We start from the raw sequence: 18,855 nt of genomic DNA, 5'->3' as shown, positions 1-18,855 counted from the left end.
GGCTGCGACACTCTGTGGTCACGCCGGCGCCTTCCCGGCCTTGCCTTCCGGGAGATTTGCTATATAGACGCCCGCAATCTGCCGGTCCTTGCTGGGGGCTGAACGGAGGGCCGTGGCTTTCAAAACCGCGACACGAAGCAGAAGCGCTTCTAGCCTCCCGTGTCTCCGCTCTCGACCGTCTCGCGATGCTCCTTTCTTCCCCGTTCCTCGATGACCGGGTCAGACAAGTTGCAGAGGCTTAGCCGCGAGGGCCGGTACAGAGAAACGAAGAAAGGCACTTAAACATAATGGCTCTTTACGAACATGTGTTTCTTGCCCGGCAGGACCTGTCGCAGCAGCAGGTTGACGCGCTTGTCGAACAGTACAAGGGCGTCATCACAGCGAATGGCGGATCGGTCGGCCGGATCGAGAACTGGGGACTGAAGTCCCTCACCTACCGGGTCAAGAAGAACCGGAAGGCATATTACACGCTGATGGACATCACCTGCCCGCCGGCCGCGCTCAACGAAATGGAGCGCCAGATGGGCCTGTCGGAAGACGTGCTGCGTTTCCTCACCATCAAGGTCGAGGCGCATGAGGAAGGCGCTTCGGCAATGATGCAGAAGCGCGAAGAGCGCTCCGAGCGCGGCGGCTTCGGCGACCGCGACCGTGGCGATCGTGGCCCGCGTTCCTTCGGTGACCGCGACCGCGGCGACCGTGGTCCGCGTTCGTTCGGCGACCGCGAAGGCGGCGACCGTGGCCCGCGCCGTCCGCGCGAAGGCGTTGAAGGGGGTGCAGAATAATGGTCGACATCAACCAGATCCCGACCCGGCGCCCGTTCCACCGCCGCCGCAAGACCTGCCCGTTCTCCGGCGCCAACGCGCCGAAGATCGACTACAAGGACGTACGCCTCTTGCAGCGCTATATTTCCGAGCGCGGCAAGATCGTGCCCTCGCGCATCACCGCCGTCAGCCAGAAGAAGCAGCGCGAGCTCGCCAAGGCGATCAAGCGCGCTCGCTTCCTCGGCCTGCTGCCCTACGTGGTCCGCTAAGGCCTTTAGTTCGACCATGATCAAGCGGGCGGCTCGCCGCCCGCTTCCACCTCACGGCGACGGGCGCCGTGACGGTTTGAAGTCAAATCCCGAGTTGGGGCCAATTGCCTCTAACTGCCCAGACAGGCAGGACAGCGACACCGGCGGCGACGCCCTTTAGCTTCCTGACCTGTTCCAAAGAATCCGACGCCATCCCGGATGGCGTCAAACCAAAGGAACGAAACCATGGAAGTCATTCTCCTCGAGCGCATTTCCCGCCTCGGCCAGATGGGCGAAACCGTCAAGGTCAAGGACGGGTTCGCCCGCAATTTCCTTTTGCCGCAGGGCAAGGCGCTGCGCGCCAACGAAGGCAACAAGAAGAAGTTCGAAGGCCAGCGCGCCCAGCTCGAAGCCCGCAACCTCGAGCGTAAGTCGGAAGCCGCGCAGATCGCCGAGAAGCTCGACGGCAAGAGCTTCATCGTGGTGCGCTCGGCCGGCGAGACCGGCCAGCTTTACGGCTCGGTGTCGACCCGCGACATCGCCGACCTGCTGACCGCCGAAGGCTTCACCGTCAACCGCAACCAGGTCGAGCTCAACCAGCCGATCAAGACCATCGGCCTTACCAATGTGGCGATCGCGCTGCATCCGGAAGTCGAGGTCACGGTGACGCTCAACGTCGCCCGTTCGGCCGACGAGGCGGAGCGCCAGGCCAAGGGCGAGATGCTGACCACCGCCGAGGCCATCTATGGCGACGACATCAACGACAACGCCCGGCCGGAGAATTTCTTCGACCCGAACGCCGAGTTCGAGGGTGGCGGCGAAGAGAACGCCTGATCGGCAAAACCGAGGCGGCGCACCAGCCGCTTCGATGTTCAATCAGTACTGGACTAACGCCCGGGTCTCAGACCCGGGCTTTTTTATGCCAAAAGGAACTTTTCGACACCCTATATCTTGTGCACATTACAGCGTGGCGCGTCGATTGGACGCGGGCGATGCGCCACGGCACTTTCGATCTGGCATTCCAGTCCGGTCACCGGGTGGTCCGACTGAGGGGACATTTGGTCATGAATATCCTGTTGAAACACGTTCTCGAACGCCTAGTGCGGACCGGCGACCTCAAAGTCACCGGCCCGAAAGGCGTGACGCACAAGTTCGGCGACGGCAGCGGCGAGCCGGTGCATATCCACATCAAGACCATGCATGCCGAGCGTGCCATCACCTTCGACCCGATGCTGGCGGTGCCCGAAGCCTATATGGACGGCGAGCTGGACGTGCTCGAGGGCGGCGTTCTCGGGCTGATGCGCATTGCGTTCCAGAACATGGGCTCGAGCGGCATCGACGTGGCCTGGTCGAAGGCGATCGAGGGCCTGCGCCACGCCTTCCGCCGGCTGCAGCAGATCAACACCGCCGCGCGCTCGCGCCGCAACGTCGAGCGCCACTACGACCTGTCCGGCGAGCTCTATAAGCTCTTCCTCGACGAGGACATGCAGTATTCCTGCGCCTATTTCGAACAGCCGGACATGACGCTGGACGAAGCGCAGGCCGCCAAGAAACGCCATATCGCCGCCAAGCTCCGGCTCAAGGCAGGGCAGACGGTGCTCGACATCGGCTCCGGCTGGGGTGGCCTCGGCCTCTATCTCGCCAAGGCCTTCGACGTCGATGTGCAGGGCGTCACGCTCTCCACCGAACAGCATGGCGTCGCAACCGACCGCGCGCATGCGCAAGGCTTGCAGGATCGCGTGCATTTCGAGCTCAAGGACTATCGCGCGCTGAACGAACGCTTCGACCGCATCGTCTCGGTCGGCATGTTCGAGCATGTCGGCGTCAACCACTACCGCACTTTCTTCGACAAGGCCGCAACGCTGCTGAAGCCGGACGGCGTCATGTTGCTGCACACGATCGGCCGTTCCGGCGTGCCTTGGGCGACCAGCGCCTTCGTCCGCAAATACATTTTCCCGGGCGGCTACATCCCGGCGATGTCGGAGGTGATGCCGGCGATCGAGAAGTCCGGTCTCGTCGTCACCGACGTCGAAATCCTGCGGCTGCACTATGCCGAGACGCTCAAGCATTGGGGCGAGCGCTTCGCCGTCAACCGCGACAAGGCGAAGGCGATCTATGACGAGCGCTTCTGCAGGATGTGGGAGTTCTATCTCGCCGCCTCCGAGGCCGCCTTCCGCTGGCAGGACCTGGTGATCTTCCAGTTCCAGATCGCCAAGCAGAACGACACGCTGCCGATGACGCGCGACTACATAGCCAAATGCGAGAAAGCGCTGGAGCTGCGCGATATCGGCCACCTGGAGCCGGCGGCGCCGGCCCCCGTCAAGCCGGCCAAGCCGGCGCGCCGCAAGAAGGTGGAGTAGTCGCCTATTTGCCGCTTGCCATTACGGCCTGACGCCACGAAAAAGGTCTCGTTCGCGAGACCTTTTTCATGACCTACTTCGTTTACATCGCAGCGGCCCTCGCCGAGATCGCCGGCTGCTTCTCGTTCTGGGCGTGGTGGCGGCTGGAGAAGTCGCCGCTCTGGCTTCTTCCCGGTCTCGTCTCGCTGGCGCTGTTCGCCTTCCTGCTGTCGCTGGTCGACACCAATGCGGCGGGCCGCGCCTATGCCGCCTATGGCGGCATCTACATTGCCGCCTCGCTCGGCTGGCTGTGGCTGGTCGAGAGCGTGCGCCCCGACCGCTGGGATCTGGCGGGGGCGGCGCTCTGCGTCGCCGGCGCCTCCGTCATCCTGCTTGCGCCCAGAGCATGATGGCGAAAAGTGTGAAGCGGTTTTCGGACGACATCATGCCCTATCTCTTCGACTCCAAGGGAGCCTGACCGATGGAACTCCCCGCCCAATTGCGGCAAGGCGTCGACAGCCTCTTGGAGAAGGTGCCGGTTGCGGCGCTGAAACAGGCCGCGAAGACGCTCTCGGAGCGCTACCGCGCCGAGCTGCGCGACGGCCGCCTGCATATGGGCGAGGAGATGGCGGTCAAGGCCTATCTGGCGACGAGGCTGCCCGCCACCTATGCCGCCGTGCGCGCCAGCCTCGAAGCCCTGGCCGGGGCCCGGCCCGATTTCCGGCCGGCGAGCCTGCTCGACATCGGCGCCGGGCCTGGCACCATGCTTTGGGCAACGACGGACGCCTGGCCCGAACTCGAACGGGCGGTTCTGGTCGAGGCAAGCGCTGCCGTGCGCAAGGCCGGGCAGTCGCTTGCCGAAGGCGCTATCGCGGCCCGCGCCGACTGGATCGCCGGCGACGCGACGATCGATCTCGACGGCATTGAGACCGCCGAGCTGGTCAGCGCCGCCTATGTGCTGGACGAGATCGTGCCTGCCTCGCTGCCGAAGCTCATCGACCACCTCTGGCGGCTCACGGCCGACACGCTGCTCATCGTCGAGCCCGGCACGCCCGCCGGCTGGCAGCGCATCCTTGCCGCGCGGCGACAACTGATCGGAGCGGGAGCGCATGTGCTGGCGCCCTGCCCGCACGAGGTGCCCTGCCCGCTCACGCCGCCCGACTGGTGCCATTTCGCGCGCCGCGTCGCCCGCTCGCGCCTGCATCGCCTGGTCAAGGAGGCCGAGGTGCCGTGGGAGGACGAGAAGTTCATCTACCTCGCCGCCTCGCGGCAGCCGGCACCGGCGCGCCCGGCACGGGTGATCGCGCCGCCGAAAGGCGGCTCCGGCAAAGTGGTGCTGAAGCTCTGCCAGCCGGGCGGCGGCGCCGGCGAGCGCCTGTTCAGCAAGCGCGACGGCGATGTCTTCAAGGCGGCGCGGCGGGCGGACTGGGGCGATACGCTGGGATAGGCCATGAACCCTACCGTGTCGTCGGTGCAGCGGCAGCTCGCTTGCTTTGGAGACTAGCCGAAGCGTCCGAACGTCGTCATCCACGGGCGAAGCGGACGCGCAGCAATCAAGTGTGGAACCGCCATTGCATTTTCCTGTTTTGTTCTCGTTCGAGAAACGCTAACTTCCCGTCTTCGATTCGAGTCAACTGCGATTCTTTCCACGAAAAAATTTTGCCTGTGAATCGCGAGCATCAAGGCCGGTTCGAGACCCACTGTTGCAGAAAGGTCAGCACCCAATCGTCTCGTTCTGATATCGAGGAAGCGGGTTCGGAATCGGGGATATCATGGCAGAGGCGGCACTAAAATTCGGGGCGGCGGAAACGCCGCTTTATCGCGAGGCACCGAACAACATCGAGGCGGAGCAGGCGCTGCTCGGCGCCATCCTCGTCAACAACGACGCCTTCTACCGCGTCTCGGATTTTTTGAAGCCGGGGCATTTCTACGAGCCGCTGCACCGCCGGATCTTCGAGGTTGCGGCCGAGCTCATCCGCATGGGCAAGATCGCGACGCCGATCACGCTGAAGACCTTCCTACCGGCCGACGAGAAGGTCGGCGACATGACGGTGGCGCAGTATGTCGTGCGGCTGGCGGTCGAGGCGGTGACCGTCGTCAACGCCACCGACTATGGACGCGCGATCTATGACCTCGCCACGCGCCGCGCGCTGATCACCGTCGGCGAGGACATGGTCAACATCGCCTATGACGCGCCGGTCGACATGTCGCCGTCCGACCAGATCGAGGATGCCGAACGGCGCCTGTTCGAACTCGCCGAAACCGGCCGCTACGACGGCGGCTTCGAAAGCTTCAACGACGCGGTCAAGACCGCCGTCGACATGGCCAATGCCGCCTTTATGCGCGACGGCGGTCTGTCGGGCATCGCCACCGGCCTGCGCGACCTCGACCGCCGCATGGGCGGCCTGCAGCCTTCCGACCTGATCGTGCTTGCCGGACGCCCTGGCATGGGCAAGACCTCCCTGGCCACCAACATCGCCTTCAACATCGCCGAAGCTTACGTGCCGGCCCAGCAGGCCGACGGTTCGTTCAAAGCCGCCAATGGCGGCGTCGTCGGCTTCTTTTCGCTGGAAATGTCGTCTGAGCAGCTTGCCACCCGCATCATCTCCGAGCAGACCGAAATCTCGTCCTCGAAGATCCGCCGCGGCGAGATCACCGAGATCGATTTCGAGAAGCTGGTGGCCTGCTCGCAAACAATGCAGAAAATCCCGCTGTTCATCGACCAGACCGGCGGCATCTCGATCGCGCAGCTCTCCGCCCGGGCGCGGCGGCTGAAGCGCCAGCGCGGCCTCGACCTCATCGTCATCGACTATATCCAGCTGATGCAGGGGTCGAGCGCCAAGGCCTCGCAGAACCGCGTCCAGGAAATCACCGAGATCACCACGGGGCTCAAGGCTTTGGCCAAGGAGCTCGGCGTGCCGATCATCGCGCTGTCGCAGCTGTCGCGTCAGGTCGAAAGCCGCGACGACAAGCGCCCGCAGCTCTCGGACTTGCGTGAATCGGGCTCCATCGAGCAGGACGCCGACGTGGTGCTGTTCGTCTATCGCGAGGAATATTACCTCAAGAACCGCGAGCCGAAGCTCGGCACCGACGAATACATCAAATGGGAAAACGAAATGAACGAGGCGCGCGGCAAGGCCGAGTGCATCGTGGCCAAGCAGCGCCACGGACCGACCGGCTCGGTCAGCCTCGCCTTCCACGGCGAGTTCACACGGTTCTCGGATCTGGCGGAAGAGCATCATCTGCCGGAAAGATTTGAGTGAGCTCTTGAGAAAGGCCTCATTCCTTCGCCCCCCTCTCTGTCCTGCCGGACATCTCCCCCTCAAGGGGGGAGATTGGATATCGCGTCGGCTTTCGCCAATCGCAGACGTTGCAAGATGGGCGCCGTCGCCAAAGCTGCTGATCTCCCCCCCTGAGGGGGAGATGTCCGGCAGGACAGAGGGGGGGGCTGGCCCGCCGACCTATCCAGCAATGTTTGTCGCAGGCCGCCCCTAATGGCCAAATCGCGCGTTCAGTTCATCTGCCAGAATTGCGGCTCGGTGCATCAGCGCTGGGCCGGCAAATGCGATGCCTGCGGCGAGTGGAACACGCTCGTCGAGGAAGGCACGTCCGGCGGCATCGGCTCGGGGCCGGCCAATACCCGCAACGCCCGCAAGGGCCGCGCCGTGGTGCTCACAAGCCTGTCGGGTGACATCGAGGACGCGCCGCGCATCGTGTCTGGCATCGGCGAGCTCGACCGCGCCACAGGCGGCGGCTTCGTGCGCGGCTCGGCGCTGCTGGTCGGCGGCGATCCCGGCATCGGCAAGTCGACGCTGCTGACGCAGGCCGCGGCCGCGCTCGCCTCGAAGGGCCATCGCATCGTCTATGTCTCCGGCGAGGAAGCGGTCGCGCAGATCAGGCTCAGGGCGCAGCGCCTGGGCGTTGCGAACACACCGGTGGAGCTTGCCGCAGAGACCAATGTCGAGGACATCCTGGCGACAATCGCCGACGGCAAACGGCCCGATCTCGTGATCCTCGATTCCATCCAGACGCTGTGGACCGATCTTGCCGATTCGGCGCCGGGCACCGTCACCCAGGTGCGCGCGGCCGCCCAGGCGATGATCCGATACGCGAAATCCACAGGTGCCGCGATCGTGCTGGTCGGCCATGTCACCAAGGAAGGCCAGATCGCCGGACCACGGGTCGTCGAGCATATGGTCGATGCCGTGCTCTATTTCGAGGGCGAAGGCAACCACCACTTCCGCATCCTGCGCACGGTGAAGAACCGTTTTGGCCCGACCGACGAGATCGGCGTGTTCGAAATGTCGGACAAGGGCCTGCGCGAGGTTGCCAATCCGTCGGAATTGTTCCTCGGCGAACGGCACGCGAAATCGCCGGGCGCCGCGGTTTTCGCCGGCATGGAAGGCACAAGGCCGGTGCTGGTCGAGATCCAGGCGCTGGTCGCGCCCTCCTCGCTCGGCACGCCGCGCCGTGCCGTGGTCGGCTGGGACGGCGCGCGGCTGTCGATGGTGCTCGCGGTGCTCGAGGCGCATTGCGGCGTGCGCTTCGGCCAGCAAGACGTCTATCTCAATGTCGCCGGCGGCTACCGGATCTCGGAGCCGGCGGCCGATCTCGCGGTCGCCGCGGCACTTGTTTCCTCGCTCACCGGTCTTGCCCTTCCCGCCGATTGCGTCTATTTCGGCGAAATCAGCCTATCGGGCGCGGTGAGGCCGGTTGCGCATGCGCAGCAGCGTCTCAAGGAAGCCGAAAAGCTGGGTTTTGGAAGCGCGGTGCTGCCGCTTGGCAGCGAGGAAGTTGCCGGGGGGATCGGGGCTGGCGCATTCCAGCCCACCGAGCTTGCCGACCTTGTGGCGCGCATAGCCGGCTCACGGCGCAGCCGCGCCGACGAGGGGGAGTGATACGGCCCGTCGGGCCGTGAACAGAGATCGGAGTGGGGCCAAAGACATGCCGATTACGCTGCTTGACGGAATCCTGGTCGGCTTCACCCTGGTCTCAGCAATGCTTGCCATGGTGCGCGGCTTTTCCCGCGAAGTGCTGTCGGTGGTTTCCTGGGCGGCAGCGGCGGCGGCGGCGTTCTTCTTCTACAAGCCGGTCCTGCCCTATGTTCAGCCCTATGTCGACAACGACAAGATCGCGATGGCGGCTTCCGCCGGCGTCGTCTTCCTGATCGCGCTGATCGTCGTCTCCGTCATCACCATGAAGCTCGCCGACTGGATCATCGATTCGCGCATCGGCGCGCTCGATCGCACCCTCGGCTTCCTCTATGGCGCGGCGCGCGGCATCCTGGTGGTCGCGGTGGCGCTGCTGTTCTTCAACTGGCTGGCCGGCGCCAAGGCGCCTGCCTGGATCGCCAACGCCAAGTCGCGGCCGTTGCTCGAGACGATCGGCGCCAAGCTGGAGAGCGTGCTGCCGGAAAACACCGAGGAACTGGTCAACAAATACACGCATAAGGGCACGCCGCCGGCAGGCGAGCCGGCGACGACCGACCAGCCGACGGCCGAGCCGCCGGCAGGCGACGACACCGCGCCGGCGCCTGACGACAGCGAGGGCGACGCCCCGGCCGACAACGAGCCGGCTCCGGCGCCTGCCCCGGCTCCCGCTCCCGCCCCGGCGCCAGCGCCGGCAAACTGATTGCAGGCCGGCCGGGTTCGCCGACCTGAGGTTGACGTGAATGCCGAACGGCGTGCGTTGCTTTCGACGAGCGATCGCCTTATATGGCGATTTTAGCGGAGCTTGAGCCCCCATGGCAGACTCGAAGGCAGACGCAGACGACGTGCTTTCCGCCGAGGCCGACGACCATTTCCACGACGAATGCGGCGTGTTCGGCATTTTCGGCCGGCAGGACGCAGCGGCCATCGTCACGCTCGGCCTGCACGCCCTGCAGCATCGCGGCCAGGAAGCGGCCGGCATCGTGTCCTATGACGGCATCCAGTTCCATGTCGAGCGCCATATCGGCCTGATCGGCGACACCTTCACCAAGCAGCGTGTCATCGACAGCCTGCAAGGAAACCGCGCCATCGGCCACACCCGTTACGCCACCACGGGGGGCTCCGGCCTGCGCAACGTCCAGCCCTTCTTCGCCGAACTCGGCGAAGGCGGCTTCGCTGTCGCCCACAACGGCAATCTCACCAATGCCATGACGGTGCAGCGCGCGCTGCAGAAGCAGGGGGCGATCTTCTCCTCCACCTCCGACACCGAGACGCTTCTGCATCTGGTCGCCACCAGCAAGGAACGCGATCTCAATTCGCGCTTCATCGATGCCGTGCGCCAGGTCGAGGGCGCCTTCTCGCTGGTGGCGATGACGGCCAAGAAGATGATCGGCTGCCGCGACCCGCTTGGTATCCGGCCGCTGGTGCTGGGCGACCTCGACGGCGCCTGGATCCTCGCCTCCGAGACCTGCGCGCTCGACATCATCGGCGCCCGTTTCGTGCGCGACATCAAGCCCGGCGAGATGGTGGTCGTCACCTCCAAAGGCATCGAGAGCCTGTTCCCGTTCGAGCCGCAGAAGACCCGTTTCTGCATCTTCGAATATGTCTATTTCGCGCGGCCGGATTCCTCCGTCGAGGGCCGCAACGTCTACGAGGTGCGCAAGCGCATCGGCGCCGAACTGGCGCAAGAAAACCCGGTCGAGGCCGACATCGTGGTGCCGGTGCCGGATTCCGGCACGCCGGCCGCGATCGGCTTCAGCCAGGCCGCGGGCATTCCCTTCGAGCTCGGCATCATCCGCAACCACTATGTCGGCCGCACCTTCATCCAGCCGGGCGATTCCATCCGCCACATGGGCGTCAAGCTCAAGCACAACGCCAACCGTCGCATGATCGAAGGCAAGCGCGTGGTGCTGGTCGACGATTCCATCGTGCGCGGCACCACCAGCCAGAAAATCGTGCAGATGGTGCGCGACGCCGGCGCGAAGGAAGTGCATATGCGCATCGCCTCGCCGCCGACCAGCGCGTCGTGCTTCTACGGCGTCGACACGCCGGAGAAGTCGAAGCTGCTTGCCTCGCGCATGTCGGTCGAGGAGATGGCCGAGTTCATCCGCGTCGATTCGCTCGGCTTCCTGTCGATCGACGGGCTCTACCGCGCCGTCGGCGAGGCCGGGCGCGACAATGAGCAGCCGCAATTCTGCGATGCCTGCTTCACCGGACAATACCCCACCCGCCTGCTCGACTTCGAAGGCCACGACAACGTGCGCACGCTGTCGCTGCTGGCGAACAGCGGGGCTTAAGGCGCCGGACTGCCTTCGCCAAGTGTCTCGCGCCCGCCTTATGGAAGCTTTCGCATGACCCTCGACCTTTCCGGCCGCGTGGCGGTCGTTACCGGCGCCTCGCGCGGCATCGGCTATTTCATCGCCAGGGAGCTGGCGGCGGCCGGCGCGCATGTTGTCGCGGTGGCGCGCACCGTCGGCGGACTGGAAGAGCTTGACGACCAGATCAAGGCCGATGGCCGCGGACAGGCGACGCTGGTGCCGCTCGATCTTTCCGACATGGCCGGCATCGACCGGCTGGGCGGCGCCATCCATGAGCGCTGGGGCAAGCTCGATATCCTGGTCGCCAATGCCGCCGTGCTCGGCGTCATCTCGCCGATCGGCCATGTCGAGGCAAAGACCTTCGAAAAGGTGATGACCATCAACGTCACCTCGACCTGGCGGCTGATCCGTTCGGTCGACCCGCTGCTCAGGCTTTCAGACGCTGGCCGCGCCATCATCATGTCCGCCAACTCCGCTCATTCGGCACGCGCCTTCTGGGCGCCTTATGCGGCCTCGAAGGCTGCAGTGGAGACGATGATGCGCTCCTGGGCGCATGAGACCGAGACCCTGTCGCTGAGGGTCAACGCCGCCGATCCTGGCGCCACCCGCACCGCGATGCGCGCGCAGGCCATGCCCGGCGAAGATCCGGAGACGCTGCCGCATCCGTCCGAGATCGCCAGGCGCATCGTGGCTTTGGCCAGCCCGGAGCTGAAGGAAACCGGGCTGATCTTCCAGGCCAAGCACAACCGCTTCGTTGCCTACCGGCAGCCGGAATAAGCTTCGAACAAACTTGAGTTCGAAACGGATGAAATAGGCCTTCGGCTACGTTCTTCGAATGTAGGACATTCGAAACTGGAGGACCGATATGCGCAGACTTCTTCTCGTTGCCGCCATCGCGACAGCCGTCGCTCTTGCCGCCACAGCGGGCGCCGCGTTCTCGCAAGACGCAAAGATGAGCTTCTTCGTCACCAGTGCCGGCTCAGGCAAGGGCGCCGATCTCGGTGGGCTGAAGGGCGCCGACGCGCATTGCGCCTCGCTGGCTGAAGCGGCCGGCGTCAACGGCAAGACCTGGCATGCCTATCTTTCCTCCAGCGCCGAAGATGCGCGCAACCGCATCGGCAAGGGCCCCTGGTTCAACGCCAAGGGCGAGAAGATCGCCGACGATGTCGCCTCGCTGCACAGCGACGCCAACGGCATAACCAAGCAGACGGCGCTGACCGAAAAGGGCGAGACGATAAACGGCCGTGGCGACACGCCGAACCGTCACGACATGCTGACCGGCTCCAAGCCCGACGGCACCAGGATCACCGAGCAGACCTGCGGCGACTGGACGATGAGCGGCACCGAAGGCGCTGCCATGATGGGGCACCACGATCGTACCGGGCTCGATGATTCGGCGGCGGCGAAGTCGTGGAATTCCTCGCATGCCTCGCGCGGCGGCTGCGGCCAGGAGGCGCTCAAGGGGACCGGCGGCGACGGCCTGTTCTACTGCTTCGCGGCCGAGTGAGCGCGGTCCCGATCACTCTATTCACGGGTCTGTGAACAGGGCGGCGAAAGCGTGTGCCGCCGCCCTGCTTTCGCCATCGGCGGGGAGTTGCTAGGATCGCTTCGACTCTGACATTTGAGCAAAGCGAGGAATTCCCCCATGGCTGCTACACCCAGCGTAGCGTTGGTCTGGTATCTGGTGATCGCCGGCCCGCAGGGCGGCATGGTGGTGTTGCCCAGCACCTTCGACACCCGCGAACAGTGCACCAACGCCGTCACCGAATACCAGAAGCAGCCGACACCGCAGGGCTGGGCCGTGCAGTGCGTGCCGAGCGCCTCGCCATTTACCGATGAAGGGGACGCCGAGACGCCGTCGGCGCAGTAGCGCCTCGCCCTAGAGCGGTTTACCGTTTCACGGAAACGGCAAACCGTTCTATCTCCTTGTTCTTACGCAATTCCGGACGGAACAAGCGTTTCACACTTTTCCTGGAATTGCTCTAGCGATGCGCTGACACCGACAACGCCGGCTTGTTGTTGATCGTCTGAAACACCACGCAGTAGCGCTCGGTAAGCTTCAAGAGAGAATCGATGCGTTCTTGCGGCTCGTCGGTGTCGAGGTCGAATTTGAGCCTGATCTCGCGGAAGCCGACCGGCGCGTCCCTGGCGACGCCGAGCGTGCCGCGAAAATCGAGGTCGCCCTCTGCCTCGACGGTGGCGTTGCCCAGCTTGAACTCCAGCGCCGTCGCCACCGCTTTCAGCGTCACGCCGGCGCAAGCGACCAGCGCTTCGAGCAGCATATCACCCGAGCAAAGCTCCAGCCCCGAGCCGCCGGTGGCCGGATGAAGCCCGGCAACGGCAAGTGCCCTGCCCGTCTCCACCTTGCAGGCGATCGACTGATCGTCGAGCGTGCCGCGCGCCTTGAGCGTGATCAGCGCTCGCGCGGCATCGTCGCGATAAGCATCCTTCAGTGGCGCCTGCATGGCCTTGAGTGCGGTCGCGTCCATGGTCTTTCCTTTCGACAATTCTTGGTGGTTGATAGCACTGGATAAGGACGCCTGGGAAATCCCGGATGTTCGTCCAGTTCGGAGATTGGCGAAGGCGGACATACGGCTGATCTCCCCCCTTGCGGGGAAGATGTCCGGCAGGACAGAGGGGGGTGCTGTCCCGCCATCCTCGTGACAGTTTCCTGCGCGAAAGCCGGCAGAAAGAAACATCACCGGAGTCGAGTTCCGTCACACCCCCCTCTGCCCTGCCGGGCATCTCCCCCGCAAGGGGGGAGATTAGCAGCTTTTGCGCCCCGCCCCTTTGACTTCACTCACCCAGGCCATACCTTGCGGGTGTCATTCCCGCGGAGCCCTCATGCGATCCAAGCTCATTCCCCTCGCCATCCTGGCGCTTGCCGCCTTCGCTCAGCCCGCCTTCGCCGCGCCCCCCGAACGCCCGGCGCCCGAAGGCGGTGTGCTGTCGCTGTTGCCGCCGCCGCAGGTGACCGAGCATTCGATCACGCTCGCCGGCCGCAAGCTGGATTACCAGGCCAAGGCCGGCACGCTGTCGCTCTTGTCCGGCAAGGGCGAGGTCACGGCCGAAATTTTTTATGTCGCCTACACACAACAGTCGCCCGCCCCGGCGAAGGATCGGCCGATCACCTTCGTCTTCAACGGCGGGCCGGGCGCGGCGTCGGCTTATCTGCATCTTGGCGCGATCGGGCCGCGCATCGTCGAGACCGCCGCCGACGGTGAGTTCCTGCGGCCGCCGCAAAAGCTCATCGACAATCCCGACAGCTGGCTCGACATGAGCGATCTCGTCTTCGTCGATCCGGTCGGTACCGGCTACAGCCGCGAGGCGCCGGGGCATGAGCCGAAGGAATTCTGGAGCGTCGACGCCGACGCCAGCTCGGTCGGTGCCTTCATCCGGCTCTATCTGGCGCAGAACGGCCGCACAGGATCGCCGCTCTATCTCGCCGGCGAAAGCTATGGCGGCTTTCGCGCCGCGCTGCTTGCCCGCACGCTGCAGGAGGATGTCGGCCTGAGCCCCAGCGGCATCGTGCTGATCTCGCCGGCGCTGGAGTTCATGCTGGTGCGCCCCGATCAGTTCGACCAGTTGCACTGGGCGCTGGAGCTGCCTTCGCTCGCGGCGACGCGGCTGAAGGGCGACGGCGTGACGGGCGACGCGCTGCGCGACAGGCTGGCCGAGGTCGAGCATTATGCGCTCGGTGACTACCTGACGGCACTGAACAGCGGACTTGAGCAAGGCGGCAAGCTCGCCAGCGGGCGTGTTTCGGAGATCACCGGCCTGCCGCTTGAGCTCGTCCAACGCAATTTCGCCCGCATCCCCACCGGCCTTTTCGCCAAGGAATTCCAACGCGCCACCGGCAAGGTGCTCAGCCCCTATGACGCGACGATCGGCACCTCCGACATCGCGCCGCAAAGCGCGCGTGACGCCGGCCCCGATCCGGTGCTCGACCGCAGCGTTCCGGTGCTCACCTCCGCCTTCGTCGCCTATGCCCGCGACGAATTGAACTACCGCACCGATGTCAGCTACCGGCTGCTCAATGGCGAGATCAGCCGCAATTGGGACTACGGCAATTCGGGCCAGGGCTATACCGGTGTGATGAACGACCTGCAGCGGGCGCGCTCGCTCAATCCCGGCCTCGGCGTCGTCATCGTCAACGGCTATACCGACCTCGTCACACCCTATCTCGGCTCGCGTTATCTGGTGAACCAGGTACCCTCGCTGGCCGACGCCAAGCCGATCCGGCTCGACGTCGTCGAGGGCGGCCACATGATGTATTTGCGGCCGGACGGCCGGCGGGCGCTGAAGGACGCGGCATCCGAGCTTTACCAGGCGACACAGTAGGCCCCAACCAGCCGAAGCGGCAGCCCTGCGCCAACGCAAGCGCCGCGCTGGAGCAGCGCGGCGCTTGTTTTCGCCCGTATAGCAGCGGGAGGCGCCTCGATGGGGTGGAGCCGCTTCCAAGCTGGCAAATCGATACCGCATGGCCGATGTCGTCGTCCTCGAAAGCCGCGAAAGGGTGCTGGCCGGCATCCTGTTCACGGCCGCCGCCTATTTCCTGTTTTCAGCGCAGGATGCCTCGATCAAGCTTCTGGTCGCCGGCATGACGGTCTGGCAGATCATGTTCGTCCGCTCGATCACCGTGCTCGTCGCCTGCGGCGCGATCGGCGGCAAGCGGCTGTTTGCCGACACGATAGACTCTGCGATCGTCAAGCCGATGCTGGTGCGCAGCGCCTTCACGCTGGCGGCCTGGCTTTGCTACTACAACGCCGCGCGCTCGCTGCAGCTCGCCGAGCTCACCACCATCTATTACGCCGCGCCCATCATCGTCACCGTGCTGTCGGTGCTGATCCTGGGCGAGACGGTGCCGCTGCTGCGCTGGCTCGCCGTGTTCATCGGCTTCGTCGGCGTCTTCATCGCCTGCGATCCGGCGCGGCTCGGCCTGTCGCTGCCGGTGGTGCTGGTGCTGGCCGCCGCCGTCCTTTGGGGGATCGCCGTGGTGCTCCTGCGCAAGACCGCCATGCAGGAGCGCACCATGATCCAGCTCGTGCTCAACAATTTCTACTTCCTGCTCTTTTCGGCCGTACCGGCGCTGATCTGGTGGCGCATGCCCGACGGGCCGCAACTCCTTTTGCTCCTCAGCGTCGGCGGGCTCGGCGGCGTGGCGCAATACATGCTGTTCGAAGGCATGAAGCGCGCGCCGGTGTCCATCGTCGCGCCGTTCGAATACACCTCGCTGGTGTGGGCCTTCGCGCTGGGCTACGCCATCTGGGGAGACCTGCCGCGCATGGAAGTGTTCATGGGCGCGGCGCTGATCATCGGCGCCGGCCTGCTGATCGTCGGCAATGAGCATTTCCGCAAACGGGAGCAGCCCTGATGACAGAAGGCTGTCAGCAGCAACCGGGTAGGCTGACGCCATGACGGATATGCTCGACATGCCGGAAAAACTCGCGTCGGCTCCGGCCGACGTGGCGGCCGAGCGCACGCTCGGCATCATCCTGGTGTCGGCTTCGGCCATCGCCTTCGCGCTCACCGGCGTGCTGACCAAGTCGATCCACGCCAATCCGCTGACCATCACCTGCTGGCGCGGCTTCTTCGGCTCGATCCTGATCAGCTTCTATGTGCTGCGGCGCCGGCGCCGTTCGGGCGGGCGCGAAGGCCTGCGGCTCGGCTGGCGCGGCTGGCTGCTTGCGGTCGAGGGCGCCGCCGCCAGTATCGCCTTCATCTCGGCCTTCAAATTCACCTATGTCGCCAATGTCGCGGTCATCTACGCGACCTCGCCGTTCATCGCGGCGTTGCTTGCCTTCCTTTTGGTGCGGGAAAAATTCCGGCTGCAGACGATGGTCGCGGCTGCCGTATCGCTTTGCGGCGTCGCCATCATGGTGGGCGCCGGCCTCGGCAACGGCCATCTGTTCGGTGACGGGCTGGCGCTGCTGATGACCGCCGGCAGCGCGCTCTACATGATCATCGTGCGGGCCTTTCGCGATTCACCTGTCGTCTGGGCCAGCGCGGTGTCGGCCTTCCTGCTTTTCGTGCTCGGCTGGTTCGTCACCGATCCGCTGGCCGTCTCGACCCGCGACGTGGTGCTGCTTGCCACCTTCGGCTGCTCCTTCGCGCTGGCCTCGATCCTGTGGACGGAAGGCTCGCGGCTCATCCCGTCGGCGGAAGCCGGCCTGCTCGGCTCGGCCGAGGTGCCGTTCGCCATCCTTTTCGCCCTTATGTTCCTCGGCGAAGTCCCGCCGATGGCCAGCGTCATCGGCGGCGCCATCGTGCTTTGCGCGGTTTTTGCCCATGCCGGTCGCGACTGGCTGAAAGCGAAATCGGCGCGCTTGTAAAATTATTTTGCCGAGTCACGGAACCATCATTCGCGTGAGGCATTGTTGGATCGACGGGTCACCCCCCAAGTCCCCCCAAACCCCTCGACCCGTCCGACTAGAAGCCGACCCGCAAAAAGGTCGGCTTTTTCTTAGCCTCGCCGGTCAGGACGGCAAGGCAAGGCCGCTGCCCAGGAGTTCCGCCAGATCCCGCGCCGGACGAGCCGCCTCGCGGCCGAGCCGGATGACGAAGTCGGCCGCTGGCAGCGGCGGGAGATCGAGATCGGCCGACGCCTCCACAATACCGGAATGGGCGAAACGCCAGGTGCGCGGCGTCAGCGCGATGCCGGCATTGACCGCGGTGCGCAGGCCGGCAAGGCTGGCGCTGCCGGCGGCGATGCGGTAGCGGCGGCCGGCGGCGTCGAGCGCGTTGAGCGCGGCATCCCTGAAGCCGCAATAGGGGTCGAGCAGCGCCAGCGGCACCATCTCCTGCCGCGTCGCCAAGCCTTTGTCAGAGCAGAGCCACAGCATCGGCTCGCTGATAAGCGCCACCTCATCGGGCGATGGCGCATGGCGCATGAGGATTGCGAGATCGAGCTGGCCTGCCTGCAAGGCTGACCCGAGTTCCTGGGAGCGGCCGACGCGCAGCTCGATCCGCACGCGCGGATGGCTGGCAGCGAAGGCGCGCAACAGGTCCGGCAGGCCGCGGTCGGCAAAATCCTGCGTCGTGCCGATGGCGATGCGCCCGCCGGCGCGCGCGCCTTTCAGCGCCAGCCAGGCTTCGGTGTGGACGGCAAGGATGCGCCGAGCATGGCCGACAAGATCCTCGCCGGCGGGCGTCAGCCCGCGTCCCCTGCCCTGCGGCGTGAGCAACGGTTCGCCGACGACCTCCTCCAGCCGCTGCATCTGCGCGGTCACCGCCGATGGCGTGCGGCCGACAGTGGATGCAGCCTTTGCGAGCGAGCCGCCGTCGACGAAGGCGAGGAAAGTTTTCAGGAGATCGGGATCGAGCGCTTCCATACTTCGATAATATCGAATCGTTTGTCAAAAACAATTCGATTTTATTGATGCAAGGACAGTGGCATGTTCCTCCCATCGAAGGCGCGTGGCGCCCAACCCGAAGGAGAGAAAAATGCCTATCATCAATGTCAGCGTTACCGGCAAGCCGGACCCCAAGCGGTCCGCCGCGATTGCCAAAGAGGTCACCGAGATCACCGCCACCCATTTGCGCAAGGATCCGACGATCACCGCGGTCGCGGTCAATTACATCGATCCGCAGCACTGGTTCGCCGGCGGCAAGCCGCTGGCCGAACACGGCACGAGCACGTTCTGGCTCGATATCAAGGTCGTCGACGGCACCAACACCAAGCTCGAGTTGGAGGCCTATCTCAAGGCAATCTTCGAGGCTTTCGGCCGGGTGCTCAACGGCGTGCATGAGGAAAGCTACGCCTTGGTGCACGAGGTGCCGGCCGCGGCCTACGGTTTCGGCGGCAAGAGCCAGGAATTCCGGTTCATCAGCGGCAGATTGAAGGTGGCGTAGGCGCAGTCTTCCCCTTCTCACCTTGTGGGAGAAGGTGGCCGAGCGAAGCTCGGACGGATGAGGGGTGTTGGACGGATCGCCACGCTGGAGATGTAAGTGCTTCAAAGCATTTAACTTTTCAAGCAGCACTCCGTCACGCACCCCTTGTATCTGCACGGACAGAGATTTGTGCAAGGAAAGCGACTGAGCCTCGAACCGGATGGCCATCCGATTCGAGGCTTGGCGAAGTCGCCCGACACCCCTGCGGCCACAACCGTGGATGAGCCTGGGATCTTCGCCTTCGTCACGCACGACCGAATAGTCGCTTGGCTCCAATCGTACGCACAAGGCAGGTTACCGTGAACAAGACCATCTGTGGAGTGGACGTTTCGAAAGAATGGCTCGATGCCCATGTCGAGCCGAGCGGGGCG

At 65.0% G+C, this 18,855-nt stretch carries 19 protein-coding genes; 17 read left to right on the top strand and 2 right to left on the bottom strand.

Translation table 11 applies throughout. From position 1 onward, the window contains the following. The first annotated feature begins 287 nt into the window (after positions 1 to 287). The 13 genes from rpsF (at position 288) to YU3_RS0106705 (ending at position 12,464) form a co-directional block, all read left to right on the top strand. Positions 288 to 782 (top strand): 30S ribosomal protein S6, encoded by a 495-nt coding sequence (gene rpsF / locus YU3_RS0106765; protein ID WP_027165535.1) that lies wholly within the window; start codon positions 288 to 290, stop codon positions 780 to 782. Continuing rightward, the gene (rpsR, locus tag YU3_RS0106760) at positions 782 to 1,030 is read left to right on the top strand and encodes a 30S ribosomal protein S18 (RefSeq protein WP_006203718.1); all 249 of its coding nucleotides are present in this window, start codon (positions 782 to 784) and stop codon (positions 1,028 to 1,030) included. The genes rpsF and rpsR overlap by 1 nt, the downstream gene beginning before the upstream one ends. A gap of 225 nt (positions 1,031 to 1,255) precedes the next feature. After that, positions 1,256 to 1,843: a 50S ribosomal protein L9 gene (gene rplI, locus YU3_RS0106755; RefSeq protein WP_027165534.1), complete on the top strand. Its 588-nt coding sequence runs from the start codon at positions 1,256 to 1,258 to the stop codon at positions 1,841 to 1,843. A gap of 230 nt (positions 1,844 to 2,073) precedes the next feature. Further along, positions 2,074 to 3,369, top strand: a complete 1,296-nt coding sequence (locus YU3_RS0106750) for a cyclopropane-fatty-acyl-phospholipid synthase family protein (RefSeq protein ID WP_027165533.1) — start codon at positions 2,074 to 2,076, stop codon at positions 3,367 to 3,369. 68 nt (positions 3,370 to 3,437) lie between these two features. Continuing rightward, positions 3,438 to 3,758: a YnfA family protein gene (locus YU3_RS0106745; RefSeq protein WP_027165532.1), complete on the top strand. Its 321-nt coding sequence runs from the start codon at positions 3,438 to 3,440 to the stop codon at positions 3,756 to 3,758. A 71-nt stretch (positions 3,759 to 3,829) separates the two neighbouring features. After that, complete coding sequence (locus YU3_RS0106740) at positions 3,830 to 4,795, top strand: small ribosomal subunit Rsm22 family protein (RefSeq protein ID WP_027165531.1); 966 nt, start codon at positions 3,830 to 3,832, stop codon at positions 4,793 to 4,795. A 325-nt stretch (positions 4,796 to 5,120) separates the two neighbouring features. After that, positions 5,121 to 6,611, top strand: coding sequence for a replicative DNA helicase (locus YU3_RS0106735; RefSeq protein WP_027165530.1), 1,491 nt, complete (start codon positions 5,121 to 5,123; stop codon positions 6,609 to 6,611). A gap of 231 nt (positions 6,612 to 6,842) precedes the next feature. Beyond that, positions 6,843 to 8,246 carry a DNA repair protein RadA gene (radA, locus tag YU3_RS0106730; protein ID WP_027165529.1) on the top strand — a complete coding sequence of 468 codons (1,404 nt, stop codon included), beginning with the start codon at positions 6,843 to 6,845 and terminating at the stop codon, positions 8,244 to 8,246. Positions 8,247 to 8,292: 46 nt separating this feature from the next. Beyond that, positions 8,293 to 8,979 (top strand): CvpA family protein, encoded by a 687-nt coding sequence (locus YU3_RS0106725; protein ID WP_027165528.1) that lies wholly within the window; start codon positions 8,293 to 8,295, stop codon positions 8,977 to 8,979. Between the two features lie 112 nt (positions 8,980 to 9,091). After that, complete coding sequence (gene purF, locus YU3_RS0106720; RefSeq protein WP_027165527.1) at positions 9,092 to 10,573, top strand: amidophosphoribosyltransferase; 1,482 nt, start codon at positions 9,092 to 9,094, stop codon at positions 10,571 to 10,573. Between the two features lie 54 nt (positions 10,574 to 10,627). Beyond that, positions 10,628 to 11,371, top strand: coding sequence for an SDR family NAD(P)-dependent oxidoreductase (locus tag YU3_RS0106715; RefSeq protein WP_027165526.1), 744 nt, complete (start codon positions 10,628 to 10,630; stop codon positions 11,369 to 11,371). Between the two features lie 88 nt (positions 11,372 to 11,459). Then, the gene (locus YU3_RS0106710) at positions 11,460 to 12,101 is read left to right on the top strand and encodes a hypothetical protein (protein WP_027165525.1); all 642 of its coding nucleotides are present in this window, start codon (positions 11,460 to 11,462) and stop codon (positions 12,099 to 12,101) included. Between the two features lie 138 nt (positions 12,102 to 12,239). Then, positions 12,240 to 12,464: a hypothetical protein gene (locus YU3_RS0106705; RefSeq protein ID WP_027165524.1), complete on the top strand. Its 225-nt coding sequence runs from the start codon at positions 12,240 to 12,242 to the stop codon at positions 12,462 to 12,464. 112 nt (positions 12,465 to 12,576) lie between these two features. Here YU3_RS0106705 and YU3_RS0106700 read toward each other — a convergent pair whose 3' ends face one another. Beyond that, entirely contained in the window at positions 12,577 to 13,083 is a 507-nt protein-coding gene (locus tag YU3_RS0106700) for an OsmC family protein (RefSeq protein ID WP_027165523.1), read from the bottom strand. A gap of 355 nt (positions 13,084 to 13,438) precedes the next feature. Here YU3_RS0106700 and YU3_RS0106695 point away from each other — a divergent pair, with 355 nt between their 5' ends. The 3 genes from YU3_RS0106695 to YU3_RS0106685 all read left to right on the top strand — a co-directional run bounded on the left by YU3_RS0106695 (position 13,439) and on the right by YU3_RS0106685 (position 16,926). Then, a complete protein-coding gene (locus tag YU3_RS0106695; RefSeq protein WP_027165522.1) occupies positions 13,439 to 14,935 on the top strand; it encodes a peptidase S10 in 1,497 nt (498 codons plus the stop codon). 139 nt (positions 14,936 to 15,074) lie between these two features. Next, complete coding sequence (locus YU3_RS0106690; protein WP_027165521.1) at positions 15,075 to 15,968, top strand: DMT family transporter; 894 nt, start codon at positions 15,075 to 15,077, stop codon at positions 15,966 to 15,968. Positions 15,969 to 16,017: 49 nt separating this feature from the next. After that, the gene (locus YU3_RS0106685; protein WP_245273460.1) at positions 16,018 to 16,926 is read left to right on the top strand and encodes a DMT family transporter; all 909 of its coding nucleotides are present in this window, start codon (positions 16,018 to 16,020) and stop codon (positions 16,924 to 16,926) included. 144 nt (positions 16,927 to 17,070) lie between these two features. Here the strand turns inward: YU3_RS0106685 and YU3_RS0106680 are convergent, their stop codons facing one another. Then, on the bottom strand, positions 17,071 to 17,925 hold the full coding sequence (locus YU3_RS0106680) for a LysR substrate-binding domain-containing protein (RefSeq protein WP_027165519.1): 855 nt from the start codon (positions 17,923 to 17,925) through the stop codon (positions 17,071 to 17,073). A 112-nt stretch (positions 17,926 to 18,037) separates the two neighbouring features. Here YU3_RS0106680 and YU3_RS0106675 point away from each other — a divergent pair, with 112 nt between their 5' ends. Continuing rightward, positions 18,038 to 18,445, top strand: coding sequence for a 4-oxalocrotonate tautomerase family protein (locus YU3_RS0106675; RefSeq protein WP_027165518.1), 408 nt, complete (start codon positions 18,038 to 18,040; stop codon positions 18,443 to 18,445). Positions 18,446 to 18,855: the final 410 nt, after the last annotated feature.

The sequence above is a fragment of the Mesorhizobium sp. WSM3224 genome (genome assembly GCF_000427725.1).
GTDB lineage: Bacteria > Pseudomonadota > Alphaproteobacteria > Rhizobiales > Rhizobiaceae > Mesorhizobium.
This window is presented reverse-complemented; position numbering and strand designations above follow the sequence as displayed.

What these genes read in the sequence shown, in the direction of transcription:
- rpsF (WP_027165535.1), top strand. Translation starts at nt 288, where the DNA reads ATGGCTCTTTACGAACATGTGTTTCTTGCCCGGCAGGACCTGTCGCAG.
- YU3_RS0106750 (WP_027165533.1), top strand. Translation starts at nt 2,074, where the DNA reads ATGAATATCCTGTTGAAACACGTTCTCGAACGCCTAGTGCGGACCGGC.
- YU3_RS0106705 (WP_027165524.1), top strand. Translation starts at nt 12,240, where the DNA reads ATGGCTGCTACACCCAGCGTAGCGTTGGTCTGGTATCTGGTGATCGCC.
- YU3_RS0106710 (WP_027165525.1), top strand. Translation starts at nt 11,460, where the DNA reads ATGCGCAGACTTCTTCTCGTTGCCGCCATCGCGACAGCCGTCGCTCTT.
- radA (WP_027165529.1), top strand. Translation starts at nt 6,843, where the DNA reads ATGGCCAAATCGCGCGTTCAGTTCATCTGCCAGAATTGCGGCTCGGTG.
- YU3_RS0106690 (WP_027165521.1), top strand. Translation starts at nt 15,075, where the DNA reads ATGGCCGATGTCGTCGTCCTCGAAAGCCGCGAAAGGGTGCTGGCCGGC.
- YU3_RS0106740 (WP_027165531.1), top strand. Translation starts at nt 3,830, where the DNA reads ATGGAACTCCCCGCCCAATTGCGGCAAGGCGTCGACAGCCTCTTGGAG.
- YU3_RS0106745 (WP_027165532.1), top strand. Translation starts at nt 3,438, where the DNA reads ATGACCTACTTCGTTTACATCGCAGCGGCCCTCGCCGAGATCGCCGGC.
- YU3_RS0106685 (WP_245273460.1), top strand. Translation starts at nt 16,018, where the DNA reads ATGCTCGACATGCCGGAAAAACTCGCGTCGGCTCCGGCCGACGTGGCG.
- YU3_RS0106695 (WP_027165522.1), top strand. Translation starts at nt 13,439, where the DNA reads ATGCGATCCAAGCTCATTCCCCTCGCCATCCTGGCGCTTGCCGCCTTC.
- purF (WP_027165527.1), top strand. Translation starts at nt 9,092, where the DNA reads ATGGCAGACTCGAAGGCAGACGCAGACGACGTGCTTTCCGCCGAGGCC.
- YU3_RS0106700 (WP_027165523.1), bottom strand. Translation starts at nt 13,083, where the DNA reads ATGGACGCGACCGCACTCAAGGCCATGCAGGCGCCACTGAAGGATGCT.
- YU3_RS0106725 (WP_027165528.1), top strand. Translation starts at nt 8,293, where the DNA reads ATGCCGATTACGCTGCTTGACGGAATCCTGGTCGGCTTCACCCTGGTC.
- YU3_RS0106735 (WP_027165530.1), top strand. Translation starts at nt 5,121, where the DNA reads ATGGCAGAGGCGGCACTAAAATTCGGGGCGGCGGAAACGCCGCTTTAT.
- rplI (WP_027165534.1), top strand. Translation starts at nt 1,256, where the DNA reads ATGGAAGTCATTCTCCTCGAGCGCATTTCCCGCCTCGGCCAGATGGGC.
- YU3_RS0106675 (WP_027165518.1), top strand. Translation starts at nt 18,038, where the DNA reads ATGCCTATCATCAATGTCAGCGTTACCGGCAAGCCGGACCCCAAGCGG.
- YU3_RS0106680 (WP_027165519.1), bottom strand. Translation starts at nt 17,925, where the DNA reads ATGGAAGCGCTCGATCCCGATCTCCTGAAAACTTTCCTCGCCTTCGTC.
- YU3_RS0106715 (WP_027165526.1), top strand. Translation starts at nt 10,628, where the DNA reads ATGACCCTCGACCTTTCCGGCCGCGTGGCGGTCGTTACCGGCGCCTCG.
- rpsR (WP_006203718.1), top strand. Translation starts at nt 782, where the DNA reads ATGGTCGACATCAACCAGATCCCGACCCGGCGCCCGTTCCACCGCCGC.